Origin of the sequence: Bradyrhizobium sp. AZCC 2289, assembly GCF_036924615.1 — a bacterium.
Classification (GTDB): Bacteria; Pseudomonadota; Alphaproteobacteria; order Rhizobiales; family Xanthobacteraceae; genus Bradyrhizobium.
On sequence record NZ_JAZHRY010000001.1, the window covers coordinates 1,695,254 to 1,715,687 of the forward strand.

18 protein-coding genes and 1 pseudogene are annotated in these 20,434 nt (G+C 59.0%); all 19 read right to left on the bottom strand.

Going from position 1 to position 20,434, the window contains the following annotated elements; translation table 11 throughout:
* Positions 1-98: 98 nt before the first annotated feature.
* Positions 99-1,067 carry a biotin-dependent carboxyltransferase family protein gene (locus tag V1289_RS08300; protein WP_334396486.1) on the bottom strand — a complete coding sequence of 323 codons (969 nt, stop codon included), beginning with the start codon at positions 1,065-1,067 and terminating at the stop codon, positions 99-101.
* Positions 1,057-1,932 carry a 5-oxoprolinase subunit B family protein gene (locus tag V1289_RS08305; RefSeq protein ID WP_334396487.1) on the bottom strand — a complete coding sequence of 292 codons (876 nt, stop codon included), beginning with the start codon at positions 1,930-1,932 and terminating at the stop codon, positions 1,057-1,059. The genes V1289_RS08300 and V1289_RS08305 overlap by 11 nt, the downstream gene beginning before the upstream one ends.
* Positions 1,929-3,317, bottom strand: coding sequence for an acetyl-CoA carboxylase biotin carboxylase subunit (locus tag V1289_RS08310; protein ID WP_334396488.1), 1,389 nt, complete (start codon positions 3,315-3,317; stop codon positions 1,929-1,931). The genes V1289_RS08305 and V1289_RS08310 overlap by 4 nt, the downstream gene beginning before the upstream one ends.
* A 2-nt stretch (positions 3,318-3,319) precedes the next feature.
* Positions 3,320-3,556: an acetyl-CoA carboxylase gene (locus V1289_RS08315; protein WP_334396489.1), complete on the bottom strand. Its 237-nt coding sequence runs from the start codon at positions 3,554-3,556 to the stop codon at positions 3,320-3,322.
* Between the two features lie 9 nt (positions 3,557-3,565).
* The gene (locus V1289_RS08320; RefSeq protein ID WP_334396490.1) at positions 3,566-4,300 is read right to left on the bottom strand and encodes a LamB/YcsF family protein; all 735 of its coding nucleotides are present in this window, start codon (positions 4,298-4,300) and stop codon (positions 3,566-3,568) included.
* 175 nt (positions 4,301-4,475) lie between these two features.
* On the bottom strand, positions 4,476-5,174 hold the full coding sequence (locus V1289_RS08325; protein WP_334396491.1) for a cyclase family protein: 699 nt from the start codon (positions 5,172-5,174) through the stop codon (positions 4,476-4,478).
* A gap of 46 nt (positions 5,175-5,220) precedes the next feature.
* Positions 5,221-7,005 carry a hydantoinase B/oxoprolinase family protein gene (locus V1289_RS08330; RefSeq protein ID WP_334396492.1) on the bottom strand — a complete coding sequence of 595 codons (1,785 nt, stop codon included), beginning with the start codon at positions 7,003-7,005 and terminating at the stop codon, positions 5,221-5,223.
* Positions 7,006-7,019: 14 nt separating this feature from the next.
* Positions 7,020-9,110, bottom strand: coding sequence for a hydantoinase/oxoprolinase family protein (locus V1289_RS08335; protein WP_334396493.1), 2,091 nt, complete (start codon positions 9,108-9,110; stop codon positions 7,020-7,022).
* 75 nt (positions 9,111-9,185) lie between these two features.
* Positions 9,186-10,373 carry an NADH:flavin oxidoreductase gene (locus tag V1289_RS08340; RefSeq protein WP_334396494.1) on the bottom strand — a complete coding sequence of 396 codons (1,188 nt, stop codon included), beginning with the start codon at positions 10,371-10,373 and terminating at the stop codon, positions 9,186-9,188.
* A gap of 65 nt (positions 10,374-10,438) precedes the next feature.
* Positions 10,439-11,539 (bottom strand): ABC transporter ATP-binding protein, encoded by a 1,101-nt coding sequence (locus tag V1289_RS08345; protein ID WP_334396495.1) that lies wholly within the window; start codon positions 11,537-11,539, stop codon positions 10,439-10,441.
* Between the two features lie 104 nt (positions 11,540-11,643).
* A complete protein-coding gene (locus V1289_RS08350) occupies positions 11,644-12,864 on the bottom strand; it encodes an ABC transporter substrate-binding protein (protein ID WP_334396496.1) in 1,221 nt (406 codons plus the stop codon).
* A gap of 57 nt (positions 12,865-12,921) precedes the next feature.
* On the bottom strand, positions 12,922-13,677 hold the full coding sequence (locus V1289_RS08355; protein WP_334396497.1) for an SDR family NAD(P)-dependent oxidoreductase: 756 nt from the start codon (positions 13,675-13,677) through the stop codon (positions 12,922-12,924).
* Complete coding sequence (locus tag V1289_RS08360; RefSeq protein WP_334396498.1) at positions 13,674-14,405, bottom strand: SDR family NAD(P)-dependent oxidoreductase; 732 nt, start codon at positions 14,403-14,405, stop codon at positions 13,674-13,676. The genes V1289_RS08355 and V1289_RS08360 overlap by 4 nt, the downstream gene beginning before the upstream one ends.
* Entirely contained in the window at positions 14,402-15,250 is an 849-nt protein-coding gene (locus tag V1289_RS08365; RefSeq protein ID WP_334407344.1) for an ABC transporter permease, read from the bottom strand. Before V1289_RS08365 ends, V1289_RS08360 begins: the two co-directional genes overlap by 4 nt.
* A 5-nt stretch (positions 15,251-15,255) precedes the next feature.
* On the bottom strand, positions 15,256-16,155 hold the full coding sequence (locus V1289_RS08370) for an ABC transporter permease (protein ID WP_334396499.1): 900 nt from the start codon (positions 16,153-16,155) through the stop codon (positions 15,256-15,258).
* 9 nt (positions 16,156-16,164) lie between these two features.
* Entirely contained in the window at positions 16,165-17,310 is a 1,146-nt protein-coding gene (locus tag V1289_RS08375) for an ABC transporter ATP-binding protein (RefSeq protein WP_334396500.1), read from the bottom strand.
* 121 nt (positions 17,311-17,431) lie between these two features.
* Positions 17,432-18,421 carry a GntR family transcriptional regulator gene (locus tag V1289_RS08380; protein WP_334396501.1) on the bottom strand — a complete coding sequence of 330 codons (990 nt, stop codon included), beginning with the start codon at positions 18,419-18,421 and terminating at the stop codon, positions 17,432-17,434.
* The gene (locus tag V1289_RS08385) at positions 18,418-19,773 is read right to left on the bottom strand and encodes an ABC transporter substrate-binding protein (RefSeq protein WP_334396502.1); all 1,356 of its coding nucleotides are present in this window, start codon (positions 19,771-19,773) and stop codon (positions 18,418-18,420) included. The genes V1289_RS08380 and V1289_RS08385 overlap by 4 nt, the downstream gene beginning before the upstream one ends.
* Before the next feature lie 19 nt (positions 19,774-19,792).
* Positions 19,793-20,313: pseudogene (locus tag V1289_RS08390) on the bottom strand (IS5 family transposase); the annotation flags it as partial.
* Positions 20,314-20,434: the final 121 nt, after the last annotated feature.

Sequence of the window (20,434 nt, forward strand, 5' to 3'; positions counted from 1 at the left end):
ACAAGATCGAGGGAAAGCCAGACAGGCGATTTGCGGTACATACAACCGCGCTACCGCGTCTGTCCCGACTGATACGCTCCGGTCGCCGATGCGATGCCTTATAGACTTTCGCGGACCTCGTTGAGCAGTTTCTCCCGATCATGTCGGGCCGCCAATGCCTGTTCCATCGTAACCGGTGTGAAGCGCGCGGGGGCGTTCGGTTGTAATTGCCCGATCAGGTCCATGTCGGCGGAAATGACCGTGCCGATCATGAAGTAGCCTCCCCCAGAAACGGCGTCGCGATGCAGAATGATCGGCTCGGTCCCGCCCGGCACCTGGATAGAACCGTAGGGGTAGCAGGCGTCGACAATGTTGGAGGGGTCGGAGCCAGCCCCGAACGGCGGTTCGCGCGGCACAAAGTCCAGCGACCGACCGCCACGGAAGCGGTAACCGATCCGATCAGCCTCCGGCGCCACCTTCCAGGTGTCTTCGAAGAAGTGCTGGCCCGCCGATTCGGTGATGCGATGCCAATAAAGGCCCGACATCATGCGCAATTCCGCGGGAGAACCGGGCGCACGACGCAGTCGTGCCGGGACCGCACGGCCCTCGGCGATTTCTCCGCCGAAGCCCAGAGGTAATTCGTCACCCGCAGCGAGCTTGCGGCCCTGATATCCGCCAAGGGCGCCAAGCGTATAGGTCGAGCGCGAACCGAGAACGACCGGCACATCGACGCCGCCCGAGATTGCGATATACGCACGCGCTCCCGCCTTCAAAAAGTCGAACGCCAGCGTCTGGCCCTTCCTGACCTTGAAAGTGGTCCAGGTGGCGCGGGGCTGCCCGTCGACCTTTGGCGGCAATTCCGCGCCAGTGACCGCGACGGTCGCATCGGACGTGAACTCCAGTTCGGGACCCTGGAACGTCGCTTCGAGAACAGCGGCGTCTTCCTTGTTGCCGACGAGCCAATTGGCGGCGCATAGCGCGAACCGGTCCATGCCGCCCGAGATCGGGATGCCGATATGGTAATATCCAGGTCGGCCAAGGTCCTGCACCGTAGTCGAAAGACCGGGTTTGACGACTTTAATGGCCATGGAGCGCCCCCGTCAGCTTGGCGTTGGTTCCGTCGATGTCGGTGTGAAATTCTTCCAGTGAAAAGGTGACGTCAGTCATCCGCGGCGTAAATTTTCCAGCCTCGACGTCTGCGACGGTTTGATCGTATTCGGCGCGATCGATCGGCCGCCACTTCACGATATCGCCTGGGTTGAACAGGCACATGAAGTCCTTGAGATACTTGACCTCCTGATTGGGATCGTAGATCGGCATCGGCGTGATGCCGAACATCTGATAACCGCCGGCGCCTCGCACCGAATAGATACAGCCGAAGCACCCGCCATGCCCGACGGTCAGCTTGGGCGTATCGGTGCGTGGCCGCAGGTATTTCGGCGATTGGATTTGTCGCTGACGCTCGACCATCTGATAGAGGAAAGGCAGGCCCGCCACGAACCCAACCATCGATACAAACCAAGGGGCGTCGGAATGCGCCTTCACAAAACCATCAACGCCGTCGAGGTGATTGATTTTGGCGGTGTATTCGACGTCGGTCATGTCGGGCGCCTGATGGCGATCGCGAAAACGCATCAGCGTTTCGTGCGTCCAGGGATCGTTGTACAGGACGGGGATCTCGATAATCCGTGTCTTGAGCGAGGAATCCCCGCCGCTTGCGGCGGCTTCGATCGATTTCAACTCGCGCAAGAGATCGTCGGGCTTGATGACGTCGGGATCGAACTTGATCTGGAACGAGGCATTAGCCGGACATATTTCGGTAACGCCCCGAATTTGGGCGGCACGCACCGCCTTGGTGACCGACAAGCTCTTGAAGAAGGCCTCCAGCGACATCGCTTCATCGCACTCGACGAAGATATGTTCATCGCCTCCAAACGAATAGCGGCTGCTCATTGGTTGCTTTGCTCCATCATGGCGTCTTGCGGCTTCGTCGTCGTCATGAGCCATTGCTCCAACCACCGCGTGTGAAATGCTCCCGAACGGATCTCGGGTACTTCCACGAGGCGCTGAAGCAAGGGTGCCGTCGTAATGACGCCGTCGATTTTTAGTTCGCCGAGCGCGCGGCCAAGGCGGCGCAGCGCCATCTCGCGCGACGTATCCCACACGATCAACTTGCCAAGCAGAGAATCGTAGAAAGGCGACACCGTATAATCGGCATAAAGCAGCGTGTCGAAGCGCGTGCCCATGCCTCCGGGAACCTGCAGCGCAGTCACCTTGCCGGGCGACGGGCGAAAATCGTGCGAGCCGTCCTCCGCATTGATGCGAACCTCGATCGCGTGCCCGCTCAAGCGTACGTCACTCTGCCGGTAACTTAACGGTTCGCCGCCGGCGATACGGATCATCTCGCGCACCAGATCGATCCCGGTGATCATCTCCGTCACGGGATGCTCGACCTGGATGCGGGTATTCATCTCAATGAAATAGAAGCAGCGGCTTTCCTCGTCATAGAGGTACTCGAGCGTTCCGGCGCCTCGGTAGCTCACAGACTTTGCAAGGGCGACGGCCGAGGCGCAGAGCGCCTCTCGCACGTCGAGCGAAAGCACGGGGGCCGGAGCTTCTTCCCACACTTTTTGCCGACGCCGCTGCAGTGAGCATTCCCGCTCGTAGCAGTGAATCGCGTTCACGCCGTCGCCGAGAATTTGCACTTCAATATGGCGAGCGTTGCCAATGAACTTTTCCAGATAGAGCCCGGCATCCCCGAAGGCAGCCTTGGCCTCGGCGGCGGCCTGATCGAACGCCGCGCCAAGCGCTTCGACGGTTTCCGCGATGCGAATGCCGCGTCCGCCGCCACCCGCCGACGCCTTGATCATGACGGGAAAACCGATTTTCTCCGCAAGCTTCACCGCTTCATCAAGATCGGCGACATGGCCTTCGGAACCGGGCACGACGGGTACGCCGGCCCTTTGCGCCGCACCGCGAGCCGCGGCTTTGTCGCCCATGGTTCGGATCGTCTCGCCTTTCGGACCGACGAAAATCAACCCGGCCGCCTCTACTGCGTCCGCGAAGACCGGATTCTCGGAGAGAAAGCCATAGCCCGGATGAATTGCGTCCGCGCCGGTCGCCCTGGCTGCGGCGAGAACGGCTTCGATGTTGAGATAGGATTTCGCCGCCTGGAAAGGACCGATATTAATCGCTTCGTCCGCCATGCGAACCGCCAGCGAGTCGGCGTCGGCGGCGCTGTAAACCTGAATGGTTTTAATGCCGAGCTCCCGCGCCGCGCGCTGAATGCGCACGGCTATCTCCCCGCGATTTGCGATTAGCAATCGAGAGATGGGCATGCCTATTCGATCTCCAGGAGCAGCTGACCTGCCATAATGGGCTCCTCATCGCCGACGACAAAGCGAACGACCTTGCCGCTCCCTTCAGCGTGGACTTCGATGAAAGACTTCATCACTTCAATCAATCCGACGACGTCGCCGACCGCGACGATGTCGCCCTCGGATTTGTAGGGCGGCTTGTCCGGAGCCGGTTTGCGATAAAACACTCCGGGCAAAGGGGCGAGAAGTTCTTTGGGCATGGCACCCTCTCAGGCTTGAGGCCGATTGGCTTGACGCGGGACGGCACCGCGCACCGCCGACGCGATCGCGACGGCGTTGGGTGTGTCCGAATGCACGCAGATCGTTTCCGCGCCCACGCGAACGTCGCGGCCGCCGACGGTCGTGACTTTGCCTTCCGAGATGGCGCGCAGGCATTTGGCAGCCGCGGCGGCAGGATCTTTCGCCTCGTGCTCTCGCGTGATGATGAGCCCTCCGTCATCATTGTAGTCGAGATCGGCGTAGAATTCGGCCAGGAAGCGATGGCCGCGAGCGGAGTAGATGGTCTCATGTAGCGTTCCCACCATACCGAGCAAGGGGGTCTTGAACACATCCGCAGCGTCGCAAATCGCGTGCGCGGTGTCTTCATTGCGCGCGGCCATTCCGTATAGTGAACCGTGGGGCTTGATATGGTTGAGTTCCATGCCTTCGGCTTCGAGGAAGCCCTTCAAGGCGCCAATCTGGTAGATCAGGCAGTTGGCTAGCTCCTCGCGCCCGATTTTCATTTCACGTCGGCCGAACCCTTGCAAATCCGGCAACGAGGGATGGGCACCCACCGCAACGCCGTGCGCTTTGGCCAGCCGAACCGTCGATCGCATGTGGTTGAAATCGGAAGCATGGAAACCGCACGCCACGTTCGCGATGTCAATCAAAGGCATAAGGCCCGCGTCGTCGCCCATCCGATAGAGCCCGAACGCTTCACCCATATCACAATTGATCGTAGCCATGTGCCCTCCGAGGGTCAGTTAGAGAAAGTTGGACGAACCTCAGTAAGTTGCAAATTGAACGCGCCCTGCCCCACCGAACACCTGATCAAGCGAAGCCTGCCGCCAAGCCATCGATCGCGCAACTTTCTGCGCAATATTTGAAACGCGGCGATCGCGACAACTGCGGGTCTGCGCATCATCCATTCAGCACCGCGAAAGCCCTCACCGGCGAACCCGACCCGCCCTTGAATTTCAGAGGGACACCAAAGAACTGAAACTCTTTTTCGTCCAGCAATTCTTCGAGGTTGACCAGCCACTCCCAATGCGAGATCCCAAGATCCCGGCAAAGCCGATGCTGTGCGAAGATGTTGTCGGTCGGCTTATCCGTCGATGGTCCCTCGACGCCATGCATCCGCGACCCGCGATCGTGAAGCCAGCGCGTCGCTTCGACGGTCAGCAGCGGATTCTTCCAGACACTGTCAATCGACGGATAATTTCGTTTGTGAAAACCCGTGCAGAGCAGCACGATGTGGCCATTCACCTTCGTGCCGCATTTGGCTTCGGCCCTCTCCATATCCTCGACGGTAATCTCACCCAGATCAGGAATATGCCGCAGATCGAAGCAGACGGCCTTGCCCATGAACAGATCGAGCGGCATCTCGTCCACCGACTTGCCGCCGGGACTGACATGCCGGAAAGCGTCGACATGCGTACCGACGTGATCGACCATGGCGATGAAGTTCGTTTGAAACGTCATGGCGTCGCCCGGCACCCCGAGATTATGGGCTTTCGCGCTCTCATGGGTCATGTGGACCGTGTACACCGGGCGCTGAAACAGCTTATGCACCGGCATATTGTCTTCGATGAGAAGCGAGAGATCGATAACGCGCGACATGAAATTCATCCTTCGATGGCTCTGGTTCGCAAGATCGCACGCAACGTCAAGCTCGCATCGATGACCGCAACACCTCCGTCGCGGCAGCATCGAGCGCCCAGGCAAAGCCGTCATCTGCGGATTTCAACACGACACCGTAGGCTTCGCGCGCATGCTCCGGCGTAATGAAATCGTCGAGCACATCCTCGACAACCTGCTGCGCGGGGCGCTCCAGCGGATCGCCGTAGCCGCCACCCGATGGGGAAAAGTAGCAGGCGACATCGCCTTCGCTCACGCGCAATCCGGAGAACTTCGCGGGATACTGAGCAATCTCGTGAGGCTTGCCGGCATTATAAATCTCATACTTGCCGCCGGAACCTGGCTTACCACCGAATACGCCCCATGGCGCATCGTCATGCCTGTCAGACTCGTGGGTGACGAAGCCGGGCGTCAAGAAGCGCTGCGATTTCACGACACCCTGCCCGCCCCGGAACTTGCCCGCGCCCGGCATGACGTCGTCGCGCAACTCATAGCGATCGCAGATCAGCGGCAAATGCATGCCAAGATCTTCCAGCGGATTGTTGCGCGTGTTGCGCATCAACTCTTCCACCGTATCGGGCCCATCCGATTTTGGACGGCCGCCCATCGCCGCCTCGTTCACTTCCAAAAAGACCCAATACTCGCCGTTCGGGCGAACACCGGAGAAAGCCGCGAACGAAAGCGTCGCCGCATTGCCGGCGGTGCAGCGGTCAGGAAGAACCGGCGACAACGCCTTGATGATGAGATCGACGATACGCTGGATCTGGCAAAAGCGGGCTTCTGCCGCGACCGGGGCAATCGGATTGAAGATCGAACCGAGCGGAGCGGTAACCTTTACCGGGCGGAACGACCCCTCATTCTGCGGGATATGCTCCTCATGCGTATAGGTATCGAGCAACAGCGCGCGGAAGGCGAAATAACACGCCACCTTGGTCGATCCCTCGAAAGGAACGTTGAAGGCCGTCGGTGATTGCTCCGCAGAACCCGTCAGATCGACCTCCACGCCGTCGCCGCGTTTCTTCACCGTCACCCTCACCGGCAGATGCTTGCCGCGAGTTCTTCCATCGTCGTCCAGAAACCCTTCCGCAGTATAGTCGCCATCGGGAATCTTGGCGATCTCACGGCGCAACATCGCTTCGGTATAATCCATCAGTTGCCGCGTCGTCTGAATTACGTTTTCCTTGCCGTAAGTGCCGAGCAATTCCTGAAAACGCTTGACTCCCAATTCGGCTGAGGCGATCTGCGCCTCGAGGTCGCCCATCACAAGACTGGGTACACGGGTGTTGTCCCTGATATAGCGCCACATGCTCTCGCTGCGTTTTCCTTCTTCGTAGAGCTTGATGCCGTTGAACAGCATGCCTTCCGCGAACATGTCGGGCACGTCGATGATCAGTCCCGGCGTCGCGGCCCCGATATCGACGTGATGTGCCGTATTCGCGGCGAAGCCAACGAGTTCTTGTTCAAAAAAAACCGGCATCACAATCGCAATGTCGGGCGAATGGCTCGCCCCATAATACGGATGATTGTGAATGACGCAGTCGCCCGGTTTCCAGGCATTCAGCGGGATCGACTTCTCGATGCCGCGCAGATAGCCGGGAAGCGAGCCGATATGCATCGGCGTCGAATCCGACTCGCACAACGTGTTGAAGTCGCAATCGAACAGGCCGGCGCCCAGATCCTGGCTTTCGCGAATAATCGACGAATAGGACATCCGATAAAGGACATTGCCCATCTGTTCGGCGATCGAATGCAACGCGCCGCCGATGACCTGCAGCGTGATCGGATCGATTGCAGCCATTGTTCCCTGATCCATTTTTATTACCTCCCTCAACCCAAGCGCGCGATGCGCATATCGCCGTGCGAAAGAACGTTGGCGGAATAACCCGGCGGCACCAACGTCGTGGAATTGTGCTGAACGATAAGCGCAGGGCCGCTGACGACATCGTCGGCGAGCAGCTTTGCGCGATCGTAGCGGGGCGTCGGGACCGCTTTTCCGTCGTCGAAAACGGTGTGGCGGGTGTAGAGCTCGGCAGTCTTCGGATTGGCGCGGCCGCCATGGGCCAGTTCCGGCAACTTCAGCGTCTCGGTCGCGGCGGAGCCCACCACCCGCAGCGTGATGATCTCGACCAGCTGATCCTCGAACGCATGGCCATAGGCCAGCTTATGCGCATCGAAGAAGCTCTTGACGACCGAATGGATATTGTTTTCGCCGAGCGGCCCGTCTGGCATCGCGGCGCGCAATTCAAAGCCCTGCCCGACGTAGCGGCACTCGGCAACGGTCGCGAAACGGTGCATATCGGAAGGCACGCCGTCCGAGAGCAACTGTTCGCGGGCTTCCGCCTTCAAATCCGCGACAATCTTGTTCACGAGTTCAAATTCGGCCTTTCCGGCCTTGTTTGCGACCACAAGTACCGACCGCGTATATTCGTATTGAAGCTCCGTCAGAAGCAGACCCATCGCCGCCGTGATGCCGGGATGCAGAGGCGCGATGGTATCCTTGGCGCGGATCAGCTCCGCCAGCGCGATTGCGTGCAGCGGGCCGGCGCCGCCGAAGCCCATCAGCGTGAAATTGCGGGGATCGATGCCTTTGGCGACCGAGTTTGCATTGATGGCAAGCGCCATATTGTTGTTCACCACCCGCAGAATTCCGAGCGCGGCGTCCGTAACGCTGAGATTGAGAGGCTTGGCCACATATTGCTCAACCGCCGCGTGGGCCAGCGAAGGATCGATTTTCAGATCACCGCCAAGAAAATGTTCGGGATCAAGCCGACCCAATACAACTTGCGCATCGGTTACGGCAGGCTCCTTGCCGCCCTTGCCGTAACATGCCGGCCCCGGAGAGGCGCCGGCCGATCGCGGGCCGACGCGGAACGCCCCGCCTGGATCAAGATAAGCGATTGAGCCTCCGCCCGCGCCTATGGCGTCAATGTCGATCATCGGCACCAGCACGGGCAGATGGGCAACCTCGGTGTCGCGTGGATTCTTGATCCTCAGTTCGCCGTTCTGGATCACCGAGATGTCGGCCGACGTTCCGCCAACGTCGATGGTGATCACGTTCTTGGTCTTGCTGGATTCACCAGTCCAGCGTCCACCAATGACGCCGCCCGCCGGTCCGGAAAGCAGGAGCCCTACAGGACGCAGCGAGGAATTTTCGACCGTGGAGATGCCACCGTTCGACTGCATGATCCGCACTTTGGCCGCGATGCCGTTTTCGCGAAGGCGACCTTCCAGCCGCCGGAGATACAGCGCGGTGGTCGGACCGATATAGGCGTTCATTGCCGTGGAGGAGAACCGCTCATATTCCCGGATGACGTTCACCACCTCGTGCGAACAGCAAACAAACGCGTCGGGAATCACGCGCTTGACGACGTCGCGGGCCTGCGCCTCGTGCTCGCTGTTGAGAAATGAGAACAAAAAACAGATGACAATCGACTTGAGGCCGCGCTTCTTGAAAAGCTCCGCCGCGGCCTCGACCTGATCGAGCGCAAGCGGTACCTCGACCTCCCCGGTCGGCGGGCGCAGCCGCTCGTCCACGACTAATCGATTACGGCGCTTGACCAGCGGTTTCGATTGCCATGGCACATCGAATTGCAGCGAGAAATTATGCGGTCTCTTGTGACGTGCCATATGGAGGATGTCACGAAATCCGCGGGTGGTTATCATGCCGACATCGGCGCCCTTGCGCTCGATCACCATGTTTGTCGCCACGGTGGTTCCGTGCAACACTAGATCAATATCTCCCGGCGACACTCCAGCGATCTTGCATACTTCCACCACGCCCTGAACGACGCCAACGGATTGGTCTGCGGGGGTCGACGACACCTTGTGTACGAAGATTTTCTGACTGGCGCCGACGGTCGTCTGCTCCAGGACAATGTCGGTAAACGTACCCCCAACATCAACGCCGACACGTATCATGATCTTGCTCCCTCATGGATTGCTTCGGCCCGTCCGCGCGGGCGTTGAAATTCCGTTTTCATGGCTGGCATCCGTTCACCAACTCGTCGCCCAATTCGGATCATTGATCGCCATCGGATAGGCGAGCCCATAATCCAGCGGTGGTCGGATGACGTATTTCCGGTCGAATTCGGCCCAGGGATAAGGGACCCCCGAACGCACGATGTAAGGCCAGTCTGGTTGCGCAAAAATCGGTCGTCCAACCGCGACAATGTCCGCTGCGCCGCTAGTCAACGCCATCTCGGCCTGTGGGCCGTCGGCGATGCCGCCGTTGGTGATCAAGGGAAGCCCTGAGGCCTCGCGTAACGCAGTGGGCATCGGGGTCGTCGAACTCGAGTCGCGATTGTCAAGGTAGTTGAAGCTCGACCAATGCAAGGCGTCCGCCGCCGAGTCCTTTAAAACCTTGCCGATCTGTTCGGCATAAGCGACGCCGCCAAGCCACGCCCCCGTGAAGTCGTCGACACCGTCCTGCGACAGGCGCAAACTGATAATCTTGCCCGGCCCTATCGCCTTGCGGACGGCCTCGCATGTCAACGTGACGATTCGAATGTTGTTTTCCGGGCTGCCGCCGAATTCGTCGGTCCGCAGATTCGTCTTGGGGTGAATGAACTGATAAAGCAGATATCCGTTCGCCCCGTGGATCTCCACTCCGTCAAAGCCGGCTTCCATGGCGCGCTTGGCGCCAGCGGCAAAGCCGTCAGCGACCTGATGAATCTCGGATATCGTCAGCGCACGCGCCGAACCGAAGGTGACCTTCGGCCAGTCTCCTTCGATATTCCGAATTATCTTTTCATCGTCGGTATCGGTATAGAGCGTCCAGCCGTCGCTCCTGGTCGCACTGGCGCTCACCGACCGCTCGCCTCGAGCGAGGCATCGGGGATCCGTGACACGGCCGCCATGCATGAGTTGCAGGATGATGACGGCTCCGTGCTTGTGGACCGCATCCGTAACCTTGCGCCAACCCGCCACATGCCTTGCGTTGGCGACGCCTGGCTGCGAGAGATAGGCGCGGCATCCTAGTCGATCCTCTTGGTAGGTCCCCTCGGTAATGATCAGGCCGCAGCCGCCACGCGCGCGCCGCGCATAATAGGCCGCCATTTCGTCCGTCGGCGTTCCATCGGGCTCCGCCATCTGCCGCGTTAGCGGCGCCATGGCGATACGATTATTCAGTGTGTAGCCCGCCAGTTTCGTCGAAGAGAAAAGGTGCGGAAAAACCTCTGGCATCGTCAAATTTCCATAATGCGGTTTATCGGTTCGACTAAACGCTTTCCATCGAGGATGCAGCGTTGCTAACGGCTGATGAGCGTGGCGACGTCTTTTTTCCAGGCGAGCAACACGTCCTCACCCCCCTGGAATCGGCCGACGTATTTGTCTGCATGCCCCTCAACGACGATTGGTTGGGTGGCGCCAACGATGATGACCAGTTGGACGATGTGTCCGACCTGCTGGATCGACTCGACGGTTCCCTTGATGGGATTGCCACCATAGATTTCAGGGAAATAGCTCAGCGGCGTCGAGGCTGGCAGAACGTCGATCGCTTCTGCGGGCACCGCGAGGCTTGCCGTGCTTCCGGCGCGCATCGCCACCTTGGACGCGCCAACAAGCTCGCCGAAGGCCGTGTCCAGCCGGCAGCCGTTGGTGTCCGCCAAAATCACCTTGCCGTTTATCAGCGCATTGCGACCGATGAATTTCGCCACAAACTGACTGCGAGGACGGGTGTAGAGCTCATAGGGAGCGTCGATCTGCTCGATACGGCCGGCGTTCATGACGACGATGCGGTCCGAAAGGGCCAACGCCTCGGATTGGGCATGGGTTACGAACACGAACGTAATGCCCAAACGGCGCTGCAGCAGCTTGAGTTCATTCTGAATGCTCTTGCGCAAGTTCGCATCGAGCGCACCCAAGGGTTCGTCGAGCAGCAGGATGTCCGGCTCGACCACAAGGGCCCGTGCGAGCGCGATGCGTTGCTTTTGCCCGCCGGACAATCGCTCCGGCTTGAGGTCCCCGATGTCGGTCAAGCCAAGTTTTTCGAGAATGCGTTCAACCATGGCGTCGCGCGTGGCGGCGGGCATCTTCTTGACATCGAGACCAAAACGAACGTTTGCGCGCACGGTCATGTGCGGAAACAGTGCGTAATTCTGAAAGATCATCGCGGTCGGCCGGCGCTCCGGCGGCACATCGTTGATCCGATTGCCCCGAATGAAGATGTCGCCCGACGAGATCGCCTCAAATCCCGCGATCATTCGGAGTGTGGTTGTCTTGCCGCAGCCCGATGGCCCCAGAAACGCGATGAACTCGCCTTTCGAAACCTCAAGATCGAAATCGATAACCGCGGGCGTACCATTGTCATAGACTTTCCCGACACCGACGAGTTGCAGATCGATAGTCACGCGACAGTTCCAGACATTGCTGTACTCATTGGCTCCATGTCCCGCGCCCGAAGACGCGGGAGTACCCGCTCAAAGGAAATGTGAGGTTCGAAACCTGCCATCAATCAGGCGCTGAGGAATTCGTCCCACTTCTTCATCAGGTAGTCGTATTCATCCGGCCACTGATGCCAATAGGCGACGGTGGAGGCGCGCTGTTCGAGCGAGCCGCCGTCTCGCAAATCGCCTTCCTTGATGCCGCGCTCCGGCGCCCCCTTCCAGGGCTTGCCCTCGTACCAGAAGGCGTATTTGTCGGGCGACATGACTTTCTTGATGTCGGTCGAGGGCGAATAGTAGCCCTGTTCGGACACGATGGCGGCCGGCGGGCCGGAGAGCCAGTAATCGGCATAGGCAATCACGGCTTCCTTGTTCGGCGTGCCCGTGATCGGGGAGACGCCGATCGACCAGGCACGGTAGCCTTCCTTGGGAACCGCGTAGGTGCACTGTTTTCCCTGAGCCTTCACGGCCATAACGGCCGGTTGCCAAGCATCAGCCAGGATCATTTCGCCCGACGCGAGCAGATTGACGAGTTCACCGAAGTCGCCCCATAGCGCACGGAACTGGCCATTCTTCTTCTTGGCGATGAGGAATTTGGAAGCCTCGTCGATCGATTTCTTATCCGGATTGCCGGGATTGGGGACCTGTAGCAAGCCCAACGAGTTCATCGCCAGCACGGCTTGGCCGAACGCGATGAGCGGATCGACGTTCAGGCCGGTCTTGCCTCTGAATTTGTCGTCGAAAATGGCGGTCCACGTGCTGGCCTCTTCTTTCGAAACGAGGTCCGGCCGATAACCAATCGAGTCGTAATTATAAACCGTCGGCACCATCCAGAGAGCGGTCTGCTTGTCATCCGTCCAGATTTGCCCCGCGATTTGCTGCCCCTTGCCCCATTTCGGGTTCGGTTTGGTGAAGGTGTCGCGAATATTGGCCCAGCTCTTCAGAGCTGAGACCGGAATCGACTCGATCTTGTTGGTCTCGATCACTGCCGGCAGGCGCTCTCCGATCGTTTCCCAGCAATCGTAGGCGGTCGAGCCCGACAGCAGTTCGGTCTGCGCGTCCGGGAAAATCGCCCCCTTGCCGGAGACGGCCTTTACGCCGGACTTGGCTTTGAAGTCGGCGAGAATGCGTTCCTGGACCGTGACCGAAAGACCCACCGTGCGCAATTCTTCGCTGGCAAGATCCGCCGCGAAGGCCTGCTGGGCTCCGAATGGCGATCCGAACGAAGTAAGGGCGAGGCCACCCGCCGTTCCCTTCATGAAATTTCTGCGCGAGACTTGATAACCAGACATTTGAACCTCACCTCTGTTGTCACTGCGTCACGTATTCACCTGGAAGGTGCAATCGCTTCAGTACCGTCCCACCAACAATCCGCCGTCCACCACCACCACCTGCCCTGTCATGTATCGAGCAGCGTTGGATGCAAGAAACAGAATGACGTCGGCGATCTCTTCAGGCTCGCCGATCCGGCCCATCGGAATGAACTCGCCCGCCTTCTCGGCGCCAACAGGCCCCAACGAATGCTCCTCGGACAGCAGTTGCGCTGTGCGAATGTATCCGGGCGCAACGCCATTGACCCGCACGCCGTCCTTGGCGAGTTCAACCGCCAGCCCGCGGACAAGACCGACGACGCCGGCCTTGGCGGATGAATAGTGCACGTGCTCATCCCACCCGTAGGCGACGCCCATGATCGACGACAGACAGACGATGGCTCCCTTCCGGCGTCTTCTCATGCCGGCGAGAGCCGGCCTGACCACGCGAAAGATGCCCTTCAGGTCTATGTCCAGGGTATGATCCCATTTATCGTCGGTTAACGCGGCGAGCGGCGTCTTGTGCGCGATGCCCGCATTCGCCACGATGACGTCGATGCCCCCGTGCTTCTGTTCAACGGCAGCAACGAGCGCGTCCGCGTCAGTCGTCGAACGCACGTCAAGTTTGTGAAACTCCGCAGTTCCGCCGGCGTCGGCGATTTCGGCAGCAACAGCGCGACCTTCCTTTTCAAGAATATCGGTCACGATGGCCTTGTAGCCGGCCTTGGCGAAAGCCTTAGCCGTTGCCCGACCGATACCGATGCCGGCGCCTGTAATGAGGACTGTCGCACTCACAGCATCACATCTCCGGAATTGGGCCCGATTGTCTGCCCGACAAACAGGCTTGCCTCACCTGAACACAGAAAAGCGATCGCCGCCGCGACCTCCTCCGGCTCGCCAAATCGTCCCAACGGTAGTTCCGCCGCCTTGGCCTTTCGCCACTCCGGCGAAAGCGCTCGAACAAGCGGCGTATTGATTGGGCCGGGCGCGACCGCGTTGACCCGAACGCCCTGTGCGCTCACTTCGCGCGCGAGCGATTTGGCAAGACCGATAATGGCCGCCTTGGCGGCGCTATAGTGAACGAGCTCAACACCGCCGATCTGCCCTAATTGCGAAGCCGTGTAGACGATCGCGCCGGCGTTGCGGGCAAGCATGGCCGGCAGCACGGCCCGGGTCATCAAGAAAGCGCCGCGGACATGCACGGCGAACATCCGATCGAAATCCTTGGGCGTCAGTTCCGTAAAACGAGCCTGATGCACATGGCCGGCGTTGCTAATCAAATGAGTGGGATCGCCGAACGCGCTCCGGCAAGCGGCTACGATCGAAGAGACATCATCCTCAAGGGAAACATCGCCGCCAATGGCGATCGCCTCCCCACCATTGCTTCGGATTTGCGAGGCAACGCTTTCGGCCTGATCAAGGAGAATGTCATTCGCCGTGACCCGATAGCCGTCAGCGGCCAACCGTATCGCGACCGCGCGACCGATTCCCGAGCCCGATCCCGTGACGATCGCCGTCTTCATCCGACCGCCTCCTGGATTGCCACACGTTTGGCTCGCCGCACGCTCAGCGTCATGAGAATTGCGTAGACAGCGAGCAGCGAGAACGAAAACAGAGTTGTGAGCACACCAAAGGCGAACACGTTCGGATGAATCTCGACCGAGAACGTCGAGTAAATCGCAAGGGGCAGCGTTTGCTCGCGGCCGGAAGACAACAACGTTCGCGAGAACTCGTCATAAGACAGCGTGAACGCGAACAACATCGCCGAGAGAACACCCGGAAATATCAACGGAAACGTCACTTTGCGGAACGTCGTGATCGGCGAGACGCCAAGCGACCAGGCAGCCTCCTCGACGGAGGCATCAAACCGGTTGAAGATCGCGAGCATCACGAGAAATGCAAAGGGCAGCGTATAGACGACATGCGTTGCAAATGCCGTGCTCCACCAATGCCGCTCAATCCCGGTGGTGGTCGCAACCAGCCCCGAACCCAGACCGACGAGAATCCCGGGGACGATCATGCCGAGCACAATCAAGTAGAAGCTCACGGTTTTTCCAGGAAAATTCTTCCTGAACGCTTGCGCGGCCATGACGCCAAGAACCGTAGAGGTAATCATGGTCATGCCCGCGAGCACGAGCGAGCGGAACAGCGATACCCCAATGGGAAGCGGGGCCACTCGGGACGGAGGAGTTAGGCCAAAAATGTCCCGGTACCAGAAGATCGACCACTGGGTAATCGGGAATTGCGGGCCGCCTTCCGGCCCCTGCTGGAACGAAAGTATGCCGAGCACGATGAAAGGCCCATAGAGAAACAGCAGGAACAATCCCACATAGACGGCCAGCATCGGCTTGAAGACGCGCGACTCCATCGCTCCTAAAGCTCCTTCTTCAGATCGACGATGCGCAGAAGCCCCGCGATCACAAAACCCATGATCACCGTGAGGATGACGCCCACGACCGACGCGAGCGCCCATTTCAACGAGCCAACCTGCGTCACGACGATATTGCCGAGCAGGTTCACCTTGCGTCCTGACAGCGCGGCGCTGGTGGCGAATTCCCCGAGCACCATCACGCTTACAAACATGGCGCCAACGACGACGCCGGGCAGGCTCAACGGAAAGATGATCTTACGCAAAATCCGCCAGAAACCTGCGCCTAAATCCCGCGCGGCCTCAATGATGTTAGGATCGATGCGTCCCAGCATGAATGCGATGGGGCCGACCATGAACACCACATAGATCTGGGTCATGCCGATCACGACCGAAAGCTCAGTGAACAGCAGGGCCTCGATCGGCTGATGAATGAAGCCGAACTTCATCAGAAGGATGTTGATGGCGCCCTCTTTCCCCAGCATAGGCCGCCACGCGATCACGCGTATCAAGAACGACGTCCAAAAGGGGATGACGCACAGGACCAAAAGCGCTGTCTGCAGGGTCTTATTCCTGACAAACAGGCCTACAAACAAGGCGGTCGGATAGCCAAGGACGAACGTGGAGATCAGGACGATCAGCCAGATCCGTATCGTGGTCCATAACGAATTGAGATAGGTGTCGGAGCCGAAAAACGTCTGCCAGCTATCGAGCGTCAGCTTCGGCTCAATCTTGAAGGTCGACTGCGTCCAGAACGAGACGTAAACGATCATCGCCAAGGGAAGGATCAGGAATAAAGCCATCCAGATGACGGAGGGCGCGATCAGCAGATAGGACCGCAACGCGCCACTTCTGCCTCGATCAGGCTGCTCTGTCTTACTGACGACGGCTTCGATAGAACTCATGCCCACCACTCATCCAAAAACTATGCCATCTTCTGCAGTCCAGGTCAGATCGTAGGCCTGGCCTTCGGAAAATGTGGACGGCGGGCCATTGCTGAGATGGTGCTCGACTTCCACGACTTTGCCGTCGTTCGTTTCGAAGAAATGCATGATCGCTGCGCCGAGGTACTCGCTAGCGACATAGTTGACCCTGATTGCCGGCGCCCGGGAGACAGTGCCCGCTTGCTTGGCGACCAACCGGTCGTAGCGCACGGCATAGGCAGACCTCGCACTCGGCATGCGAACGCCGAAAGCGAAGCGTCCGTAAGCGCTCGTAAACACTTCGCCGTCGAGAGCGCCATCAAACACGTTGTAGCGATTAAGAAAGCGGGCGACATTTGGAGTGGCCGGACGGTTATAGACTTCGTCCGGCTTGCCAAATTGCCCGATGCGGCCTTGGTCCAGAACGATCACGCGATCGCCCATCGCCAAGGCCTCGGTTTCGCTCCCCGTCACATGCAGGAATGGAATGCCAAGCTGTTCACGGATTTGCCGAAGCTCCGCGCGCATACGCAATCGCAGATTGGCGTCGAGCGCACCCAACGGTTCGTCGAGAAGAACCAATTTCGGCTGCATGACCAACGTGCGGGCTAACGCGACCCGTTGCTTCTGGCCACCCGATATTTGAGCGGCGCCGCGTTCTTCGAGGCCCATCAGTCCCACCATTGCAATTGTCTGCAGCACGCGAGACAGCACTTCGTCTTTCGGTAACCGCTTGGCCCCGTTTCGGAGGCCAAACGCGACGTTGTCCTTCACTGACAGATGAGGAAAAAGCGCGAAGTTCTGAAACACGAACCCGATGCCGCGCTCATAGATGTTCGCGCGAGTGATTTCCTGGCCGGACAGGAATATCTTTCCGGCATCCGGGATTTCGAATCCGGCGATAGAACGCAACAGAGTGGTCTTGCCAGATCCGCTCGGCCCTAAAAGCGCAACGTACTCGCCGCGTTCGACGGCAAACGTGACGTCGCCCAAAGCCACGTGACGACCGAACCGCTTCGTCAGACCTTCCAGTCTCAAAATGGGTTCTTCGGACAAGATCGACATGCCCTTCTTGGTTCGCACGGCGTTGCGCGAAGGCGTTGAACCAAGGAAAGCAAAAATGCTTAATGTATGCAACCTAATTTCGTAGAGAGGAGCATGCGACATCCGATCTTCATAAAGCTGCCTATTTCCGCACCAACTCTCTGGCGCGAAAACGATCAAGCTTCAAAATAATGATTATTGAATTCAATATCCGTTATTCGGACTCGCGCAACGACAGGTAAGGCACCCCGACCGGCGCTTCACCAATGACCGCGACGATCTTCAGCCTCGCCAAGTTCTTTTCTGCCAAGGCGGTCAGATGATTACTCAGGTAAATCGCCGCTGCATCGATCGCGCGCGCTGTAATGAGTTCGAACAGCATGAGGTACTCGCCGACCGCAATCTCATCCTCGGGCAGTCCCAGCTTGGTCAGTGCCCGAGATGCCGCCGCAAGCGGCATCTGATTATGACGAATGAGCTCGAGGAGATGTTGGTTCGGCGCGCGAAAGATGCAGAATTCCATCAGGTCCCGCTCAAGCTGCATCCAGTCTGCCGCGCCCTGTTTAGCCGGGTCGCGGACTCGCTCACGTTGCAGTGATTGAGCGATCTTCTCGAGGTCGATGCGATCGCCAGCCAGGCGAAGCGCTTCGGGCTCCAGGAGTCGTCGAACCTGAAAACGCTCTCGAACCGACTCCGCCGTGAGGGGAGCTACAATCCAGTGAGAACTCGAGGTCTTGGCGATGATGCCGCGCTCATGCAGTCGGCCAAGCACATCGCGGACGACGGTTCGGCTGACGCCATAATAGTCGCCGAGCTCCGACTCGATAATGCGAAACTCGCCAAAAATCAGACAAGCGGCAACGGCGGATTCCACTTCCTCGTAGACAACCTCCCAAAGACCTCGATTCTGGAGCGCGGCGTTGATTTCGTTGGGGATACGAAGATCGAGCTTGCCGATGTCACGTCGAATCAGCGCCACCGACGTTCCGGCGCGACCGACCAGATAGCCGCGCCCGTCGAAACGGCGAATCAGCTTTTCCTCCTCCAGGATTCGCAACGCGGCTTGCACCGGCGCCCGGCTCGTCTTCATGAGGTTGGCGATCGGGCCTTCCAACAGAACGAGGCCTGTTTCCAATCGCCCCGAAACGATATTTGACCTCAATGCGGCGGCGACAAGCTCGTAACGCTTGATGCTTTTCCTCATCTCGGTTTACCGTTCACGCTGGAGACGAACCTGGTCCATGCACGGGCTGCATAATTGTGCTCGTCCATCACGGTGTTCCAAAGCGCAATGCGACGCGCGCGCTCCAGATAGCTTCCGCCGGAACGCCTTGCACCTCGTCGAACGATGATCGTCTCGCCATCGGCAGCCAAGATATCCTGGCTCGCCTCCTGGCCATCGTACCAGTAGCTCCATTCCGCAGCGCTCAGGTGCTCCTCGACCACTGAGGGCACCGACATGTAGTAGCCTCGTCGAGCCATCACTGCTCCTGCCCAACCTGAAAGCCACCAATCCATGTATTCGCAAGCCATTTGAAGCATCGGCCCCGAGACATGGCGCGCTATGCTAAGTCCTCCATGCCAGGCCCGATAGCCCTCCGCCGGAACGGCTTCCTTCACGACGGCAGCCGCGCTTCCTAACTCGTTGTAAGCCGGCGACCACATGCTCTGGATCACCACATCGTCGTCCCTGAACAATTTGGCGGCTTGCTCGCCCGTACGCCAGCAACGATGAACGAAGCCTTCCTTACGCTTGTCTTTCAAGAACTTGAAAAGAGCGCCAATCTCCGCCGGGGTCATGTTGCCGATGTTTTCGAACCGCAAAGCCCCCATGGCTTCGGCAGCCAGCGCTGCGTCGAAAAGGCCGATCGCGGGCTCGTCAACAAACGCAAGCTTTCCATGTGCTCGCGGGTCGAACAGCATAGCCCAGCTCTCGCGCTCATTGCCGTCTCTGTTGAAAACCCGCGTGTCATAACCGAAAGAATCGAAATTGTGGACGGTCGGCAACATCGCGATATAACGCGTCTCTTCTGGCCCGAGTGAATGATCGGGTTGCACATAAAGCTTGTGCATTGGCGCGTCACCGAAGCCCCTGCTGGCATATTTGCCGACGCCGCCCGACTTGGTCAGCGCACTGACTTTGGTCCAATTGCTTAACCAAGTCGTGTCGATGGGTTGCAGGGCGCCCCAGAACCAGACGATCGCCAGATTATGAAAGCACTGATCATAGACGTCATAGGCCTCCGGATTGAGCGCCGCCTTGCGCTGGCAATTCGGGAAGTCGAGCACCTCGAATTCGATATTGAATCCAAGATCTCTGATCGCTTTCTGTCGAACAGCCTCCAGTAAAGAAATGTCTGTACCTAAGACACGTAAAGTCCGTTGACGATGAATGGAGGCCAAAGGCTGCTTTCGACTATTGCGGGCCATCATTCGGGTATTTTCCTCCAAGATTGCAACAGACATTCTTTCGAACACAATGCCGCCGTCACGGCGAAGAGGAAAGGTGGATTTGGAGTCGATCAAACGATAGACCGGCTTCTCATGAGTCTGCACCCTTAGTGTCTGTCCGGGATCATGATCTTTTTTGACAGAGCTTTCTGAGCATGAGGCGGATTGAGGCGAGACGCAAGAACGCCAAGGCCTTTCGGTTGAGGCACTCCCAATCCTTGGCCAAGCGGCGGCAGCGGTTGAGCCAGGCGATGGTGCGTTCGACGATCCATCGCTTGGGCAAGACCGCAAAGCCCTTTGCTATATTGGAGCGCTTGACGATCTCCACATCGATTTGCCGGAGGATTTTGCGAACGGCGGACTGAAAGACCGGCCCCTGATAGCCGCCGTCGGCATAGAGCTTCAGCAGGAATGGATGCAGCCCAAACAGTGTGGCCATCACCAGCACCCCGCCGTCACGATCCTGGATGTCCGCCGAATGCACGAGGGCGTGGAGCAGCAAGCCTTGGGTATCGACTAGGAGTGCGCTTCTTGCCCTTGATCTTCTTTCCCGCATCGTAGCCATGCGGGTCAATCCACGCCCCCTTTTTCCGCGCTCTTGACGCTTTGACTGTCGATGATGGCGACGCTCGGGCTGGGTTCTCGGCTGGTGGTGAGAAAGGTCTACGGGGATCGCCGCTGTCGGCGCCGCGGCGCGGGCCGCGAGCCAGGGTCCGCGCATCGACGTCGGTGCCCGCATGCGCGGAATGGGGGTAAAAGCTTCTGG